Annotated in this window: 19 protein-coding genes; 9 read left to right on the top strand and 10 right to left on the bottom strand. The window is 50.0% G+C overall.

The window, feature by feature from the left end; all coding sequences use genetic code 11:
- Positions 1–19: 19 nt before the first annotated feature.
- On the bottom strand, positions 20–1,633 hold the full coding sequence (locus AT746_RS06295) for a GMC family oxidoreductase (RefSeq protein WP_062484021.1): 1,614 nt from the start codon (positions 1,631–1,633) through the stop codon (positions 20–22).
- 87 nt (positions 1,634–1,720) lie between these two features.
- Positions 1,721–3,265 carry a hydroxymethylglutaryl-CoA reductase gene (locus tag AT746_RS06290; protein ID WP_062477945.1) on the bottom strand — a complete coding sequence of 515 codons (1,545 nt, stop codon included), beginning with the start codon at positions 3,263–3,265 and terminating at the stop codon, positions 1,721–1,723.
- A gap of 190 nt (positions 3,266–3,455) precedes the next feature.
- Between AT746_RS06290 and AT746_RS06285 the strand changes: the two genes are divergently transcribed.
- Complete coding sequence (locus AT746_RS06285; RefSeq protein WP_156413640.1) at positions 3,456–4,187, top strand: hypothetical protein; 732 nt, start codon at positions 3,456–3,458, stop codon at positions 4,185–4,187.
- Between the two features lie 61 nt (positions 4,188–4,248).
- On the opposite strand, the gene AT746_RS06280 is transcribed toward AT746_RS06285, so the two are convergent.
- From AT746_RS06280 to AT746_RS06260, 5 genes are all read right to left on the bottom strand, one after another.
- Positions 4,249–4,569, bottom strand: a complete 321-nt coding sequence (locus AT746_RS06280) for a DUF4156 domain-containing protein (protein ID WP_062477943.1) — start codon at positions 4,567–4,569, stop codon at positions 4,249–4,251.
- Positions 4,553–6,010 (bottom strand): wax ester/triacylglycerol synthase domain-containing protein, encoded by a 1,458-nt coding sequence (locus AT746_RS06275; RefSeq protein ID WP_062477942.1) that lies wholly within the window; start codon positions 6,008–6,010, stop codon positions 4,553–4,555. Before AT746_RS06275 ends, AT746_RS06280 begins: the two co-directional genes overlap by 17 nt.
- Positions 6,003–6,656 carry a TetR/AcrR family transcriptional regulator gene (locus AT746_RS06270; protein ID WP_231731027.1) on the bottom strand — a complete coding sequence of 218 codons (654 nt, stop codon included), beginning with the start codon at positions 6,654–6,656 and terminating at the stop codon, positions 6,003–6,005. The genes AT746_RS06275 and AT746_RS06270 overlap by 8 nt, the downstream gene beginning before the upstream one ends.
- A gap of 102 nt (positions 6,657–6,758) precedes the next feature.
- Positions 6,759–7,616 carry a TraB/GumN family protein gene (locus AT746_RS06265; protein WP_062477939.1) on the bottom strand — a complete coding sequence of 286 codons (858 nt, stop codon included), beginning with the start codon at positions 7,614–7,616 and terminating at the stop codon, positions 6,759–6,761.
- Positions 7,617–7,649: 33 nt separating this feature from the next.
- Positions 7,650–8,861 (bottom strand): DUF445 domain-containing protein, encoded by a 1,212-nt coding sequence (locus AT746_RS06260; protein WP_062477937.1) that lies wholly within the window; start codon positions 8,859–8,861, stop codon positions 7,650–7,652.
- A gap of 172 nt (positions 8,862–9,033) precedes the next feature.
- Between AT746_RS06260 and AT746_RS06255 the strand changes: the two genes are divergently transcribed.
- From AT746_RS06255 to AT746_RS06245, 3 genes are all read left to right on the top strand, one after another.
- A complete protein-coding gene (locus tag AT746_RS06255) occupies positions 9,034–10,524 on the top strand; it encodes a DUF3336 domain-containing protein (protein WP_062477935.1) in 1,491 nt (496 codons plus the stop codon).
- Positions 10,525–11,237: 713 nt separating this feature from the next.
- Positions 11,238–11,612 carry a VOC family protein gene (locus AT746_RS06250; RefSeq protein WP_062477931.1) on the top strand — a complete coding sequence of 125 codons (375 nt, stop codon included), beginning with the start codon at positions 11,238–11,240 and terminating at the stop codon, positions 11,610–11,612.
- 125 nt (positions 11,613–11,737) lie between these two features.
- Positions 11,738–11,947 (top strand): hypothetical protein, encoded by a 210-nt coding sequence (locus AT746_RS06245; protein ID WP_062477928.1) that lies wholly within the window; start codon positions 11,738–11,740, stop codon positions 11,945–11,947.
- A gap of 45 nt (positions 11,948–11,992) precedes the next feature.
- Here AT746_RS06245 and AT746_RS06240 read toward each other — a convergent pair whose 3' ends face one another.
- The gene (locus tag AT746_RS06240; protein ID WP_062477925.1) at positions 11,993–12,424 is read right to left on the bottom strand and encodes an Rrf2 family transcriptional regulator; all 432 of its coding nucleotides are present in this window, start codon (positions 12,422–12,424) and stop codon (positions 11,993–11,995) included.
- A 115-nt stretch (positions 12,425–12,539) separates the two neighbouring features.
- On the opposite strand from AT746_RS06240, the gene AT746_RS06235 reads away from it, so the two are divergent.
- Together AT746_RS06235 and AT746_RS06230 are read left to right on the top strand one after the other, a co-directional pair.
- Positions 12,540–13,232, top strand: coding sequence for a class I SAM-dependent methyltransferase (locus AT746_RS06235; protein WP_062477922.1), 693 nt, complete (start codon positions 12,540–12,542; stop codon positions 13,230–13,232).
- Positions 13,233–13,426: 194 nt separating this feature from the next.
- Positions 13,427–14,128, top strand: a complete 702-nt coding sequence (locus AT746_RS06230) for a hypothetical protein (RefSeq protein WP_062477919.1) — start codon at positions 13,427–13,429, stop codon at positions 14,126–14,128.
- Between the two features lie 9 nt (positions 14,129–14,137).
- Here AT746_RS06230 and AT746_RS06225 read toward each other — a convergent pair whose 3' ends face one another.
- Positions 14,138–14,596: a gamma-glutamylcyclotransferase family protein gene (locus tag AT746_RS06225; RefSeq protein WP_062477916.1), complete on the bottom strand. Its 459-nt coding sequence runs from the start codon at positions 14,594–14,596 to the stop codon at positions 14,138–14,140.
- A gap of 21 nt (positions 14,597–14,617) precedes the next feature.
- On the opposite strand from AT746_RS06225, the gene AT746_RS06220 reads away from it, so the two are divergent.
- The 3 genes from AT746_RS06220 to AT746_RS06210 all read left to right on the top strand — a co-directional run bounded on the left by AT746_RS06220 (position 14,618) and on the right by AT746_RS06210 (position 16,906).
- Complete coding sequence (locus AT746_RS06220; RefSeq protein ID WP_231731026.1) at positions 14,618–15,424, top strand: hypothetical protein; 807 nt, start codon at positions 14,618–14,620, stop codon at positions 15,422–15,424.
- A gap of 149 nt (positions 15,425–15,573) precedes the next feature.
- Positions 15,574–16,461 (top strand): EamA family transporter, encoded by an 888-nt coding sequence (locus AT746_RS06215; protein ID WP_062484016.1) that lies wholly within the window; start codon positions 15,574–15,576, stop codon positions 16,459–16,461.
- 79 nt (positions 16,462–16,540) lie between these two features.
- Complete coding sequence (locus tag AT746_RS06210) at positions 16,541–16,906, top strand: DUF2237 family protein (protein ID WP_062477913.1); 366 nt, start codon at positions 16,541–16,543, stop codon at positions 16,904–16,906.
- A gap of 46 nt (positions 16,907–16,952) precedes the next feature.
- Here AT746_RS06210 and AT746_RS06205 read toward each other — a convergent pair whose 3' ends face one another.
- On the bottom strand, positions 16,953–17,309 hold the full coding sequence (locus AT746_RS06205) for an asparagine synthase-related protein (RefSeq protein WP_062477910.1): 357 nt from the start codon (positions 17,307–17,309) through the stop codon (positions 16,953–16,955).
- Between the last annotated feature and the right edge of the window lie 6 nt (positions 17,310–17,315).

Raw genomic sequence — 17,315 nt, 5'->3', positions numbered from 1 at the left:
AGTCGCTGTATTTAAAGAATCAATCACCGAGACGAATCATATCCGCCGCTTTTTCAGCGATCATAATCACAGGCGCATTGGTATTGCCACCGATCAGGGTCGGCATAACAGAAGCATCGATCACCCTTAAACCTTCAATGCCCTTTACTTTCAGATTAGGGCCGACCACGGTCATAGGATCATCGATACTGCCCATTCGGCAGGTACCAACAGGATGATAAATGGTCTCAGCATGCTCCCGGATAAAACTCAGTACCCCTTCGTCATCAACGACATTCTGGCCCGGCAGCATTTCTGTACCCTGTACATCAGCAAAAATGTCATCCTCCAGTATTCTGCGTGCCAGTTTTACCCCTTCGAGCATCACCTGGCGGTCATCAGGGTGCTCAAGATAGTTAGGATCAATCAGCGGCTGCGCCCACGGGCTGGCCTTATTCAGACGGATCTGACCACGGCTCTTTGGATATAAACAGCACACATGCAAACCAAAGCCATAGCCCCCCACCAGCGTTTTGCCATGCTCTTTTAATATGGCGGGTAAGAAGTGAAACTGAATATCCGGTATTCCGCCGGCTTTTGAGGTAGAGGCAAACCCTCCTGCCTCGGCGATATTGCTGGTCAATAACCCTTTGCGGTCAAACAGGTATTGCCAACCGGCGCGCAGATACCCAGGCAGAGCTCTCAGGGTCAGGCCGTAACCACCGGCACCTTTACATTGATATTGCACAATGGCGTCCAGGTGGTCCTGTAAATTTTGCCCCACCCCAGGTAAATCCATCAGCGGCTCGATACCGCATTCCCGTAAATGTTGTGCAGGACCGATACCGGACAGCATTAACAACTGCGGGCTGTTGATAGCACCGGCACATAACAGCACTTCCCTGCTGGCAGTGAGCGTTTTTGTTCCGATATCTGAATGTAACTCAACGCCGGTGGCACGACACTTCTCGAACAGGATGCGACGCACGGCTGCTCGGGTAATGATATGCAGGTTCTCACGGTTTTTGACGTCGCTGAGATAGGCCTTTGCCGAAGAACAGCGCTGGCCATTTTTCTGGGTGACCTGATAGGCACCAATCCCTTCGCGATTATCCCGGTTAAAATCCTGCAAATGCTTCAGGCCCACCGATTTTCCGGCCTGAATAAAACGTTCGGTTATCGGGCTCAGATAGCGCAGATCACTTACTGCCAGTGGGCCACCAACGCCATGGAAGGGATCTTCACCATGCTGCTGATCCTCGGATTTTTTAAAGTAAGGCAATACCGACTGCCAGTCCCAGCCCGAAGCACCCAGTTGCTGCCAGTGATCATAATCCTCTTTCGCGCCACGGATATAGCACATGGCATTAATAGAGCTCGATCCCCCCAGGGTTTTTCCCCTCGGCCAGTAGAGCTGACGCTGATCCAGATGTTGTTGAGGCTGCGTGTAATAATTCCAGTTGATTGATTTGAAGCGGGTCAACAGGGCCAGGCCGAAAGGAATATGGATCAACGGATTGTTGTCAGGCACACCGGCTTCGAGCAGGCATACCTGACAGGCAGGATCTTCAGATAGCCTTGCCGCCAGTGCAGCACCGGCTGACCCGCCCCCTACTACGATATAGTCAAAGTCTTTTAAGTCTGTCACTGCCACAATGCTGCCAATCTGCCTGCGCGGAACACCCGCCAATCAACACATCGTACCAGTGAATCAGGAATTAGAAAACCAGTACCTTTATCGCTATCTGTTCCTGCCGTATTGCTCATGGGATGAGACCCAATCCGAAGATGAAATAGCAGATGCCAATGAAATTTCCCCTGCCAGTACCACTGCCGCTACAATCTCTGCAAACTTATTGACTGTTCCTTTGCCATGGCATCCCAGCAGTTCCAGACACTCCCGCTGGGTGCCTATGCCGGTGCCACCACCATGGGTGGCGACAATCAGCGACGGGATGGTGATAGAAAGATACAAGTCTCCTTCACTGGTCAGTTCAGAGTAGAGAATGGCGGCAGAAGATTCCGAGACATTGGCCACATCCTGGCCGGTGGCAATAAACATGGCGGTAATGCCATTGGGTGAGTGCAGCCCTGTGTTATTAACACCTGACAGAAAAGAGCCCACGCCGGCGACCCGGCCATGGTAATCAATTTGCCGCGGATCCACCCGCATCACCTGTAGCAGATGCTCCCGTTTTATCGTCACTTCGGCTGTCACCCTTTTACCACGGGTGCGCATGATATTTATATGAGATGCCTTTTTATCGGTGGCAAAATTAGATTCCAGATAAAAGTTTTTAATACCTTCGTAATGGTCAAGGATCCAGCCACAGGCCGCAAAGGTGGCGCGACCTACCATGTTCTGCCCTGCGGCGTCACCGGTTTTGAAGTTAAAACGCAAGAAGGCAAATTTATTCGACAGAAAATTATCGATATAGGTGAGCTTACCCACAGAGGTAGTGGATTCGGCTTCGGCCTTGATGGTCTCAAAGTTATTCTTCACCCACTGGACAAAATCCCTGGCTCCCCTGGCATCTTCAAATACAAATACCGGAGCTCTTTGCATGGCATCATCCACTACGGTGGATTTTACACCGCCACTCATATTCAGTAATTTCATGCCCCGGTTGTAGGACGCTACCAATGTGCCTTCAGTAGTCGCCAGCGGGATCATAAATTCTCCCTGAGCATGTTCTCCGTTGATGGTAAAGGGACCCGCTATGCCTATAGGCACCTGCGCCACACCAATAAAATGCTCAATATTGCCATGCAACTGTTGGGGGTCGATAGAATACTTGCCCACATGGTTGATCTTCGCACCGCTGAACTTCTCAAAATACTGCTGACGGGTTTTTATAATTGACTCGCCATAGTCGTCCATTTCGTCACGGGGAATCTTGTTCTCAGCCACCTTATCCTCGGTAACCACATCTTCCACTTCAAACTTAAGGGTGCCAAAGGGTGAAGCCTTAAAGCTTACAAAAACCGCGTGTTTCTGTCTGGGAAGTGGCTGGCACTGATGAATAAACACGGCAATGCTGCTCTTCAGGGGGAAGTCGTAACTGCCAATTTCATTAAACTCTTTCAGTGACATTTTCTGCCCGTCAGCCAGTTGCAGACTGATTTGCTGCTCGGGAATTGTTTTATCACCAATACGAACCTCGCTTATTTCGGTCACATGGGCGTCTTTTAAGCGGTTCTTGAGCATAAACCTGACACCATCACCGGTATTCACCAGCGAGCCTCTGTTATAGAGTTGCTTTAGCAGCATGCTTGGAATAAACATAAATCAACCACCTTTGTTGTGTTTATTGTTGAACGACTACCGGATTCCGGGTGCAATCCCGTATGATGGGAGCTGGATCAGGCCAAGTGCATTAAAATATTGTTGATAATGGGTCAAAGATCCACTTTTTATATAATTTATTTATTGATAACAGTGGCTTAGTCGGTAAAACGAGTGGGGACAACAAACAGTGATACGCATGGAGTCGGGGCGCTTTGGCAGGTTAAAGTACTGGCTGTTGAGTCTGATGGTACGGCTGGGCAGATTGCGCCGTGTAGAAATGAATAAAGCTGAACTCGATGCCATGCTAAAACCCCACCTTCCGCTGCACTTCAGTATCAGTATTCCCAATGGTAAGGGGCGCATTAACGTCATTGAAGCCACTACCAGTCTGCCTGGTGATGACCAGATACAAACGGCATTGCTGTGCGAATTTAAAGTCGACGTTCTGGGTAACCCGCTTTATCAGGCACATCTGCTGATTACGCTTTGCGCCTCACCCACCTTTGACAAACCTCAGGGCATGCTCCGCGCCAAAAATATCAGGTTACTGCAAACCCATCTGGTTAAAGACAATTATGCCGCGGTCAAAGATGCCAGAGAGGTTTTCACAAAACTGCTACCCGGGCCCCTGAGCAGCATGGTGAATCTGGGTATTGATCTGAGTATCAGTAGCGCCATGAGTATGCTGGAAAACAGTCTGTACGGCGATCTCAGCCAATACCTGAAACTTTATATCAACGGCAGTAAGCAGCGCATACTGGATTACCATAAAGGGCAAATTGAACAGCAACTGCTGGCCTACCTTGAGCAACATAAGCCCGAATACAAGCTTGATAACGCACTACTGGATGAAAGATTATTTGCAGAGTATGGCCAGCAGGTCAGAGCCGAAAAGCAGGTGCTGGCATTTCTGTTCTGAGGCCCTGGCCTGACTATGACTTGTCGCCCCTGGCACAGCTGATGCTATCAGGAAGGCTTATTTAGCAGCGATAAACATCAAACTGACGACTGCCGTTTTTGATGTCACTGGCTATCTGCAGGGCATTGCCTCCCATCTTCACCGCCTCATTCTGAGCCAGTTTCAGCAGCTCCTTCGCCATCTTTTCCTTATCCCGCTCCACAAAGGTGATTTTATCCATCACCTGGGCGGAGGCTGAACCCAGTCGCTGACAGTTTACCAGTTCTGCGGCACTCAACAGCCGGACATCTTCTGCCCCGGGAACCGTTTTAACCGTGGCACAGGCAACCAGCATCAGCGCCACACCACCACATACAAGTTGTCTTTTAATGACCATTTTCATGAATCTCCTGCTCGGCAACTATAGAGCGCATATCATCTTCCACACGCTCACCAATATCGTCGATGGTCAGACTGGGATCATCCACACATTTCTCCAGCATATCAAAGGCTTCATTAAAATAATGAGCCATATTATCGAGTGAGTTGATACGCCTGTCGGTACATACCAGCCCTATATTAGCGGTATCGCCATAGGTCAGCAGGGTAATATTGACCCCGCCCCCGGGTGTAATGGCTGAGATGGGATAGACTGCAAGTAATTCGGCATCTTTGAGATAGCGCCTGTTCTTCGGCCCCGGCACATTAGAGATCAGAATATTGGCGATGGGCCTGAACCAGTCTGAGACCCGCAGCAATTCAAACACCAGCGCCACCGACTGGATCAGAATGGTGTAATAGGCAAAGGCACCGGGCTCTGAGCGCCTGGCCGCATGTTTTACGATGCGGTGGTTTTCAATAATCTGGCGCAGGCGCAGGTATGGGTCTGTTTCACCATGGGCCAGCATTACCGGCACAATAGCAATCTTATTGCCGCCAACCTGTTCGCCGGGTTTTCTTAAATTGATCGGCATATTGGTATACAGGGCCCGCTTAAAACTGTGGCCATAATCTTTTAAAAACCGATGCACGCCGATATCAAAACAGCACAACAGAATTTCATTCGCCGATGCCCGCAAACGCCTGGAGAGCGCCTGTACCCGCTTAAAATCCAGATCCGTTGTCGCCACTACCCTGCCCTTGTGCACTTGCCCGGTTAGCACAGTGCGGGTACCGGTGAAAGGCACCGGCATATAATGGGTATTAATTCGCAGCAATTTGACAAGAATGCGGAACAGGATCCAGATCAGATCGGTGATAGTGCGGATAAAATGCCAGCAGTTGGTCATCAGCCCCTTAAACCAGTGGCATGCCCGCCGCTTTCTGATGGGCTGCTCAAGGGCCCAGACCGGAGCGAAATCGTCGTTTTGTGGCTTGTCTCTGTAAGCCGCCTGAAACCAGCGAATCAGAGTGGCGCCATCACCATAGATGTGATGAATTTTCACATAGATGGCAAACTGGCGGCCCTGACGGCTGCTGATAATATGATACTGCCAAAGGGGCTGCTCACGATCCAGCCGTGGCTCATGCAAGCGGGCAATAAACTGATGCAACTGCTGACGGTCTGACACATCGTCTATTTCGTGGTACTGCACATGGTATTGCATGTCCAGTTTATCCACTGGCTTAAGGGCCCAGGGAAAACCCAACACCCGTTGTACCACTGTATTAAAGGGGCAGACAGCCTGATCGAATTTGCGAAAGGTGTTGACCAGATTGGGCAGATAGTTCTCATCGGCTGACTCTGGCAGGGCCAGAATCTGCAGACTGGCCACATGTTTGGGGCTGTCTTCACTCTCAGTGATCCAAAAGGCCTTGTCTAAAAAACTGATCTTCTTACTCATCACTGCTTTCCTGATTAAACCGCAGTTCACCGATAAGCTCTTTCAACACCCCGACATCTTCACTGTCGCCCTTCAGATAAGGCCGCAACAAAAACAGGATGCTCCCCAGGCACTTCTGAATAAAGCCTTTTTGATCAAGCATTTGCTCTTTAATCAGATAATAGTTGGCGGCCTGACTGAAAACCAGTCCAATCTGTTCACTGAGTGGCGCAAGGGAATCCGCAGGCAATTTCAGTTGCTGATTCCGGCGCAGGTAATCCAGTTGTCTGGCGACGGTCTCTTCACGGGTCAGCAGCAATTGCCTGAAGCCCCTGGACAGGGCCGGATATTTTTCCATCAGATCGGTCGGGTTGCGGTATAAGAACCGGAACAACGATGAACAATCCAACGACAGATACAAAAAGCAGAAGAAGTCCTGCAAAGAAAGATCCGGATCAGGGGCAGCGAGAATACGACTAAGTTTGTGCCGGTACATATCGAACAGTGCCAGCACAATCACTTCCTTGCCTTTAAAGTGGTAATAAAGATTACCCGGGCTGATATCCAGTTCCATGGCAATATCCACGCTGGTAACAGCGGTCTCGCCATGTTCGTTAAACAGATCGAGACTGGTAAAGAGTATCCGTTCCGCGGTTTTAGTTGCCACTTTTTCGCCCCCTGAGACGGCTGACATAATACCAATCAGACCAGCCGGTATAACCAGCCTAGCGCTAATCCGTGAGGATGAAAACCCTTATACCCGGCGACATCAAAGTTGCTTCAGCTTAAAGCCCTGTTGCCTGAGCTGGATCAATAAGCCATCTTCACCGGTTAAATGCAGGGCTCCCACCAGCACAAAATGGGTTTGTTTTGACGCAAACATGGGTATTAACTGCTTCATCCATTGCCGGTTACGCTCTTTAATCAATACCTCGTACACTCGCGGGTATTCCTGTTGCATAGGTTTGAGTCCGAGTTTGTCCAGTTGCCTGAGGTCACCATCCAGCCAGGCCTGGCGCAGCGGACCAATCATTTCAGGCATCTGGTCGATGTCTTTGAGCGTGTAACGAATCAACTGTTCCGGATTGTCGTGACCCATACTGGTGAGAAAATCCAGTTGCTGGGCCGGCGTCTCGAGTTGACCTGTGGATTTGCCATCCTCAAGCGCCAGATTGTAGAAGTACTTGTCTACACCGGGCTGAGTAAAGCCAAGGCGATGAAATTCACTCATAGTCAGGGTCAGCGCAACCATCGAGGCTTTAAAGCCCTGCATGGATTCCACGGCAATGCCGCGCTTTTTCAGGGCTGTTCGTAAATCATCATAGGTTTGTGGCGCCAGAAAATCAGACAGTTCTTCTCCCTCTGCCAGCGCAAAACGTTGCATCAGGGCCTGTTTGAATTGCGGAGTCTCCAGCACCGCCTGATCGGTTTCAAATATCAATCTGTCGGACAGCCGATAAGCGCTTTTATAGGCGCTGTCCAGCGGATAATCCTCAGCGGTGAGCAGATGCAGCGTTCCGCCCAGGTACAGGACGTTGTCATCTTTGGAGGTCACCTCCCAGACCGAGGCCGCCTGCGCCACTCCGACAGACAAAAACAATAAACAGGCAGAGAAAAAAACCTTCATCGACAATTCCCTGTAAAAAACCTTTGGTTGTGATTAACCGCCAAATACAAAATATAGCTGAGCGAAGCCCGCCAGCATACCAAGAATGGCGCCCACCACGATCAGCTTCCATTCATCCTGTTTATAGGCAGGTCGCAGCACCCCTTCGAACTCCTCCGGGCTCAGCCCTTCCATTTTCAGGCACAGGTCATCGCCGATATTCAGAGCCTGGTTGGCGTAATCATGGGCATAGCGCAGGAATTTATCAGAATCCTCGAACAGGCGCCGTACTGCAAGCTCTTTCATTCTGAAGTAATCATCAGAGCCCACACTCAGGGCAAAATAAGGCTGGGCCACGGCCACGTATCGCTCAATGGCGTCATTGACATGCAATTCAATCAATTCCAGTAATTGCGCCGAGCCGGAGCCCTTGAGCACCGCATGGGTAATAGTCTGGGAATTCAGCAGCCGCTCCTGAATGATATCCGAATAGACTCTGGAGACTTCCTTCTGGCGTTTCAAAAACATGCCCTGAAAGGTAAACATACCCACTTTGGTGGGCCGTTTCGGCTCAAAAATAATCTTGATGGCGATCCAGTTGGTGGCATAACCAACAATCAGGCCCCCTAAGGGCAGAATCCACCACAACTGATAGAAGTGCCACACCAGCATGGTGGGAAGTCCGAACAGAAACCCAAAATACAGGCCTGAGCGTTCGATAAAGGGGAATTCTCTGGCTCCGGCCTTGAGGAAGATTTCGTTAATCAGTTCAGGATCATCAGACAAATGCTCGACCACCAGTTCGCGGATATCCAGGATCTCGCCAACATTCTGCTGAAAATCCCTGACCATTTTTGCCACCACATTGGGGATATCCAGCTCGATACGGGCGTAAACCAGATTCTTGCCCTGCACCGGCAGCGCAGACCAGAGTGTTGGCGCCGCTTCCTGCATTACATCGTTGACGATACGCCTAAGTACCTGTTTGAGTCGCCGCTGAATAGCCTGAGTGAGCAGCCCGGCATCCAGACGATTGACGATTTCCTCTACGCTGAGCAGCTTGCCGAGTACCAGTTCCACTTCGATTTCGGCCATTTTGCGCCGTTTAGCCGGAATCAGCCCCTGCCAGCCGAAAAAAGGCCGTATGCCCACAAACTCCAGCGGATAAAACATCATTTTCACCGCAAGATAATTGGTAAACCATCCCACAAAGGCACTGATGATGGGGATCAGCAACAGGATCAATAACTCACTATTCCATTCCATATCAGATCTTTAGTGCCTATTATTATCGGAATACCGGGAGAGCTTCAGGCTAACCACAGAAGTTAGAATGGTCAATCTAAAACCCTTTAATAATCGAACCCTAATTAGGTTGTCGTTTCAAATTAATTGGCATTAAATCGGTATCATGAATCAACCATGTAGGCAGCAGCAAATGGCCAACAGCAAATCTTTACAACATCTTGAGCAGGCAATAGCCGGGGCACAAAGCTACCAGGAATTCCTGCAAGCCAGCCTTGAGCATGATCGCCTCTCTGGTGCCGATGCATGGAAAGCAGAAGATAAATCCCGCGATTATGATTACAAACTGATCAGAAAACGCGTACAGCGGATGAAAGACGCCCGCGCCACCAATGATGCCCCGGCCCTGATGTTTATTCTTCATGAAGGCATTCACGGTAACCTTGGCAATATTGCCAACCCGGATCTGACCCATTCTTGCAAAGTTGGCACGAAAGTGCTGATCCAGGAGTTTCTCAATGAAGTCTGCGCGGCACTGGATTTTATCTACGCCGCCGATGAGGCCGATATCGACTTTCATGAAAAACTGTCGTTTTTTGAAGAAACCTCTTTTGCCTATGGCCAGAGCTGCCTGATGTTAAGTGGCGGTGCGGGATTAGGCTTTTTCCACTGCGGTGTGGTGCGCTCGCTGCTCGAACACGATTTGCTGCCAGAGGTGATCTCTGGCGCCAGTGCCGGCTCCATTATTGCCGCGCTGGTGGCCACCCGCACCGATGCGCAGTTGATGGAAATGCTCACCGCAGAAAACATTTATCAGCGCTTCCAGAAATGGAGCAGCTGGCGCGGCCTCAAGAAAGGCAGTTGGCTGGACAGCACCAATCTGGAAAACGCACTGATCGAACTGTTTGATCTTATGACCTTCGAGGATGCCTACAACCTGACCGGGCGTAAGGTCACCATTACCGTATCACCGGCAGATTTACACCAGTATTCGCGCCTGCTGAACGCTAAAACCTCACCTAATGCGGTTATTACGCAGGCTGTGCGCGCCTCTTGCGCCATTCCCTGGGTATTTGACCCGGTGCAGTTAAAAGCCCGGAATCAGGCCGGTGAGATAGTCCCCTACATTCCAAGCCGCCGGTTTGCCGATGGCTCACTGATGGCCGATATGCCCTTTGACCGCCTGGCCCGCCTGTACGGGGTTAACCACAGTATTGTCAGCCAGACCAACCCGCTGGCGGTGCCATTTTTATCTCGCACCAAACAGCACAGCAAAGGCCTGTATGCGCTGACCAAAAAACACCTGGTTAATCTGGCCAAAAGCAACGGCGTATATGCCTTTGATGTGATGGAGAACCTGATACCCGGTAATGCCACCAAACTGGGGATCCATAAACTGCGCTCCATTATTGATCAGCAATATGAGGGTGATATCAATATTCTGCCCCGGCGCAGCCTGGGCAGCCTAAAGCACCTGCTCACCAACCCCACTGAAGAGGGGCTTAAAGAGCTTATCCGCGCAGGTGAACGCGCCACCTGGCCACAACTGGATCTTATTGAGCGCAGCACCAAGATCAGTAAAACCTTTAACCACTATGTGAAGCTGCTGAAACAGCGCGAGGTACGGATACTCTCGGGCAAAGAAGAAAAACCCGCACACAAACTGGCAAATACGGGAAGTTAAAGAACTTGCGCGCTGTTTTTCTGCCAGCAGACAAACAGCCAAACAGATCTGGCATCGGAGACAGCTTAACCGGTCTCCGATACAGTATTTCCAGCTAAGAAATCTCACTGTACGGGGCCCGACTGCGGCCCCCTTTTTTAACTGTTCACCCGCACAGTTAACCCACCATAAATCACAAACAGAGAAATCTTCCGGCGTTAAACAGCGCCCTGCTCCCACCGCTGCAAGCCACCGGCCAGCAGTAGTATCTGACTAAAAAACATGCTAAAAAACCCTGAAACATGAAAGCCTTCCGCACTTAATCACGGAATCCTTCTTTAGGTGAACCCGTTATAAGCCCCTATCCAAGCCAGGAGAAGCATGAGGAGTTCGGAGAATTTCAAGACTGTATGATGGGGATTTCTAGTAATTGTAATTGGTTACTACCTTTTTGGTCATTATCCTAGCCTCATTAAAGGCAGCCCATCCTACTTTGACGTTGCCGTTTTCTTAGTTTGGATTGGAATATGCCTTGCACCGATATTCCAAGAGATGGATATTTTTGACGTAAAGCTAAAGCGGAAAATTGACGGCTTGCACAAAAACTTAAATCACCAGCTATCTATATTAAAAACAGAAATAAAATCATCTATTGGCGTATCTAACGCCAATAGCAATCAAGTTTTGGGTTAACTGAGAACAGGGTCACAAACACCTGCTAAGAGGACATCAAAATGTCAGAAAAACTATCCACCATCGGCCAGATAGCCATTACTGTTAGTGATGTAGAAAAAGCCCTGGAATTTTACCGTGACGTATTGGGATTAGAGTTTTTATTTAGTGCAGGCCCCGAGCTTGCATTCCTAAATGCGGATGGTATCCGACTGATGCTCAGTACTCCCCAGGGCGCAGGTGCGACAGGCGCAAATTCGATTTTGTATTTCAACGTTGCTGATATTGAAGCCGTACATGCCGCCATCGTTAGTCGTGGAGCCAAAAACGAGCGTATCCCACAGCTTGCGGCCAGGATGCCTGACCATGAACTCTGGACGGGTTTTGTTCGCGACCCTGACGGCAACCTGGTGGGGCTTATGGAAGAAAAGAGATAACCCCTTCCCTGCCAGTTCCGGTAATGCCCCGGTTTCTTGTCACTGGTCTTGCCTCATTCAGCGGTGGCTTGTATGGTCTTAAGGCCCGTCAGATCAGGCCATCAAAAACATAAACAGAGTACTCAATGAATAACACAGCAGACAAACCCGGACTTTCGCCAGCCATTCGCATTTTAATTGGTATTGCAGGCCTGCCTTCAATAGTGCTTGGATACATGCTTATCGCCACCGCACTGGAGGAAGGAATAGCTGACATTGGGGCGTTTGAGCTGGTGTATTCGCTGGTTGGCGTAGTCGCCCTTTATATTGCCATCACAGGAAAGCGGCTGTTCTGAGCATCCATGCCGCTGACTAACTGAACACCAGTTAAAGTGTTTAACTCAGCCTTTTTGCAGGTAACCGGATATTTTTTCAGTACCTAATTTATCCAGCGTGATTTGCCCGAATCTCTGCAGCATTAACGCCTCCGCTTCATTCATAACGTCCTTTAAGGCGGCATTGACGGCCTGCTCAATAACACACTGGCTGTGCTCATCGGTCAGACCAATGGTAAAAATGCGGCCCTCACCAAGTGCCTGATGGATATCCAGCAAGGTTATACTTTTCAGAGGCTTAACCAGCTGCCAGCCACCATTATGCCCTTTGGCAGAAGTGACATAACCGGCTTCGCGCAGAAGTGCCATAGTACGGCGCACGACCACCGGATTTGTCGATATCATCTCTGCCATACGTTCGGACGTCACGGGCTGGTTAATCGCTTCTAAATGCACCAGTATGTGCAGCACCCGCGAAAGTCTGCTGTCTTTTCTCATAGTTCACCTTGTTTTGACTTAGCACTTTATCATGGAACTTTCTAAGTTACATGTGTTGCCTTTTATCAGCCCTCAATGTAACAATAAAAGTTACTTAACTATTCCGGAGAAAAGAATGTCAGACACCATCAGCCATTTTTCGGAAGCCGCAAGAGCTTATGATGAGCGTAACTCGGCGCTGTCTCCTATTGCCAAAAATATGCATTTCCTGATTGGTCTTATCTTAAAGAATGCACCCATTCGCGCCCGCGTGCTTTGTGTTGGCGTTGGCACGGGTGCTGAAATACTGTCGCTGTCAACGTCATTTCCTGAGTGGACATTTGTTGGCGTCGATCCATCTGTTGGAATGCTTGATGTATGCCGCGAAAGACTCTGGGAAGCTGGCGTACTGAACCGCTGTGAACTCATTCATGGATATATTGAGGACGTGCCTTCCGGGCCAGCTTTTGATGCCGTTCTGAGTATCCTGGTTGCTCACTTTGTGAAGCGCGAAGACAGATTACATTTTTATCAGCAAATGTGGCGTCGCCTGTGCGTGAATGGCGTCTTAGTCAGCACAGAAATTAGCTATGATCTGAACTCGGACGCCTTTGCGTCCATGCTGAAAAACTGGGTAACAGTGCAATCACTGATGGGGGCCAGCGCTGAATCACTGGCCAATCTTCCTTTAACGTTACGAGACATGCTCACCGTTATCCCGCCGGCTGAAACTGAAGCTCTCCTTAAGCAAAGCGGCATCCATTTACCCGTACGCTTTTTTCAGGCATTCATGATTAGCGGTTGGTACGCTATAAACAACGCTCAATAATACAATCCCGTAATCATACAAATGGGGCCAGTTCCTTGCATCGGCCCTGCCAAACACCGCGTTACACCACAAAAAACAAAGTGAGAGTCTTGCCTACAACCTTTTACAAATTGACGGAGGCCGATTAACAACTGATACAGATAACAGTCCTGGCCTTACCTAGGATAAGAGCCAATTCATCAACGAGACACCCCATGTACAATAAAATCACTTCAGTGCTGGCCCTGAGCCTGCTTCTGGGCGGCTGTGAACTTGAGCTTAACAGTGGCGGCAACAAAGAAGATCCCGTTTACAGCTTTGACTTTGAACAAAGCGACCACGGCTGGAAAGCCGGCTTTTCCGATTATCCGCCCGATGATCCCGACACCCATGAACTGAGCTCTGGTCTGAAACCCCTGCCTACTGATAGTCAGAAACAAGGCTTTATGCTGTCAGGCCACAATCGCAGCGACGACTTGTTTATGTACATCAAAGGCCATTTTACCGGACTGGAGCCCAGCAGCCGCTACCAGGCAGATATCAGCGTTAACCTTCTGACCAATGCCGGTGAGGGCTGTATGGGTATAGGCGGTGCCCCCGGTGAAGCGGTGTGGATGAAATTCGGTTTCGGCGAGCAGGAACCCAGGCAGGCCGACTATTACCTTAATCTGGACAAGGGCGTACAAAACAATAACGGTAAAAACGCCAAAATCATCGGCGATATTGCCGCCAAAGACGCCAACTGTGAAGGCAGCAAATATGTAGAGAAGGTACTGGCCAGCACCAGCGACAGTCGCATTGAATTTACTACCGGCAGTGATGGTAGTATCTGGTTATTTGTAGGCACGGATTCCGGCTTTGAGGGTAAAACCACCTTGTACTACGACAAAATTGATATTCAGTTGCAACGATTATGAATCTTTGGATTACTCTGAAATCTCGTCGGTAATCTCCAGCAGTACCGGCTCCATCAGCCGGTATACCCAGGCTGACTGACCATTTTCCAGCGTCAGTTCAACCCGCTCATAGCGCACTCCCAGCCGCTCGTATCGATCCAGTGCTCTGAGTTCATCGGCACTTACGCTGATTACCTGTCCCCGGGTAATTGCGCCATCCTCAGGTTTAATATCCAGCGCCTCTTTACGAAAACCGGGCAGTTCGGCAGGTTCACTGTCCCCGGCACGCCCCATCACCAGCCAGCGTACCCAGGGCTTGGTGAGCGTGCCATAGACAAATACAGAATAGGTGGCGTCGTCATCTACCACAGGCAAATTACCGGGCGGGTTGTAGCCAAAGGAACTGGCAAAGGTCAGCCATAGATAGCCAATCCCTAACGCAAGAAGGGTTAACAAGGCCACCAGGGTATGTCGGATTGATTTTCTCATCAGGCTCGACCTCTTTGCTGCATGACTGATCAGCACTCGCACTATAAAACGGTGACAGATCTTTTATTCGAATACAAATTCCCGCCCTGCTTTTTCGCCCGCATTCTGCTGTTAAGGTTTCAGGCGGGCGGTATAGGGGCTCACAACACCGCTGTCACCTTAAAAGCCTGGCTCTTTCTGTTTGCCAGCGTACAGACCCAATCACTTTCATCAGACAAACTTGAACTTCACCCCTCTCATGAAGGACATCTAAGGAGAAATACCATGAACGATTATTGCCATCATGTATCGGGATTTTTTCCCCTTCGCGACGAAGCCCAAAGCGCACTTTCAAGGATGGTCGAAAAAGGCTTACCGCGTGAACAAATACAGATATTCTCAGCCAATTCGGCTTCCGTCTCGTCGGCACAGGAAGCCAAGAGCGATGCCGCACTAAAAGATATATTAGTAGACGGCGCAATTGGTACCGCAACTGGTTCAGGTATCGGTGCGCTGGGCAGCGTAGCGTTGGCGGCTTCCAGCGTCACACTGTTTGTGGCCAGTCCGCTGGTTGCTCCACTGATGCTGATCGGCTGGGGCGCAAGTATTGGCGGTTTAATCGGAGCCGCAACTGGCGCCACAGGCTCACCAGACAGCTCCGGAAAAAAGGATGGCTGGCTTTCAGATCTGGTCAAAGATGCGATCGCAAACGGTCAGGTTGTACTGGTGGCTAATACCCGCAGCGAACAGGAAACCGCCATTGCAAGTGAAGTCATCGAAGATTCCGTCGGCAAATACAACGACGCCAATGTTGAGTCACCCTTTGAGCCGACCAGTCAGCACTTTTAACGCGCATTAAACACAGATTAGATCCCTGTTGCCATATCAACTACGCTGATCCTGATAGCGATGCATTGCCCGACCGCAATTGATAGCAAAGGATCTACACAATGGTCTCGCACCCGCCACCGTCAATGCGGTGGATTCCATCTTACAAAATGGCAACGGTCTTCGTGGCACTGGCAGCACTGTGTTGGGGGTTGTCTGGCGGGATCGGCGCTATTCTCATGACCAAAGGCTGGGATGCCTTTGTGGTGGCGTTTTTCCGTGGCGCGATCGGGCTGTTATTTGTTCTGGTCTGGCTTGCATTGCGTCCTCAGGGAAGCGGGCTGACCAGTCCGAAGTTATGGTTCTGGGCGGTAATCGCAGGGATTGGGGTAGCCGGCAACTTTCTGTTCTATTTTATCAGCATTGCACAGGGCAACGTAGCAGTAGCGGCGACACTGATGTATTGCGCGCCGGTGTTTGTCTATCTTGTGTCGTTTGTACTTAAGCTGGAAAGTGCTACAAGCTTGAAATGGGCTGCGATTGCCATCGTAATGTTTGGCATAGTGTTGCTTACTGGTATTTATGACATCAGCAGCAGCGCTGTTACTCCCTTGGGTGTAACAACCGGACTGCTATCCGGATTATCCTACGCGGCATTTATTTTCGGCTTCAAGTATGCAGCTCCGCATGGTAGTCCGCAGGCCATTCTGATGATCACCTTCACGGTGCTGGTGGCGATCCTTATCTGGCCCGGCGATATCAACAGGATAGTGGCGGTTCTGAATTCGCCGGTTTGGCCTCTCTTTGCGGTGCTTGGGGTACTGGGTGCCGGGTTGTCATTCATCCTCTATATTGCCGGCCTTAACTACACGGCTCCGGCCGTAGCCTCAGTTGTAGCGATGATCGAACCGGTCACAGCCTCATTGTTTGGTGTCGTGGTTTTAAATCAAGGTCTCACAGTCCTGCAAATACTGGGTATGTTGTTGATTTTAATCGCTGTGACAACACTGAGTATTTATTCAACCCCAAGACGGTTCTCTTACAAGCAAGATCAATGATTATCCGAGTCCGGATCACATCTGATCTTATCGCGCTCTAATCTGTATCTTTATACGAATCAGACAACGAAGGATGACTATGGCAAATGCAAAAAATGTTCTCGGCGAGCCACTGCAACTCTGTTGTGGTAATGGCGGATTTACCCGCGAAGGATTCTGTTATGTACCTGCAGGTGATATTGGTAATCACAGTGTGTGCGCCATTATGACAGACGCCTTTCTGGAATACTCAAAGGCTCAGGGCAATGATTTGAGCACCCCTAACCCTTTGTATGATTTTCCTGGCCTTAAAACAGGAGATCGCTGGTGCCTCTGTGCCAGTCGCTGGCTTGAAGCCCACAGAGCAGGAGTTGCCCCTGGCGTCGTTCTGGCCGCAGTGCATGAAGCTGCGTTAAAGGTAGTGCCTCTTAAAACACTCCAGCAGTATGCGATTCAGCCACAATGACAGCCCAGGGCTGATATACCCGGTGACCCAATATGGGGTTTTGAGATTAGTGGTGTATACCAAGCTCCTGCAACCAAAGTTCCAGTAATGTCACCTGCCAGAGCCTGGAGCCGAAGGGCCCGGTGAAGTCCTGGGGGCTGGCCAGCATCTGGTCTATGTAGGCCATGTCAAACAGGTTACGCTGCCGGGCGACCTGCTGACTGAATACATCCCTGGCCAGGTTCAGATACTCGCCCTGCATCTGGCGCAGGGCCGGCACCGGAAAATAGCCTTTGGGTCTGTCTATTACCTGGCTGGGAATAATCCTCTGATGTAAAGCCATAAAGTTACCCAAAGCCACGTCTGTCATTCGACCTGATACCAGCATGCGGCCGGTTTTTTTCAATTCCGCTACTTTTCCCATAAAAAA

Origin of the sequence: Lacimicrobium alkaliphilum (assembly GCF_001466725.1) — a bacterium.
Classification (GTDB): domain Bacteria; phylum Pseudomonadota; class Gammaproteobacteria; order Enterobacterales; family Alteromonadaceae; genus Lacimicrobium; species Lacimicrobium alkaliphilum_B.
The sequence above is the reverse complement of the archived record's forward strand: the minus strand, read 5'-3'. Positions and strand labels throughout refer to the sequence as shown.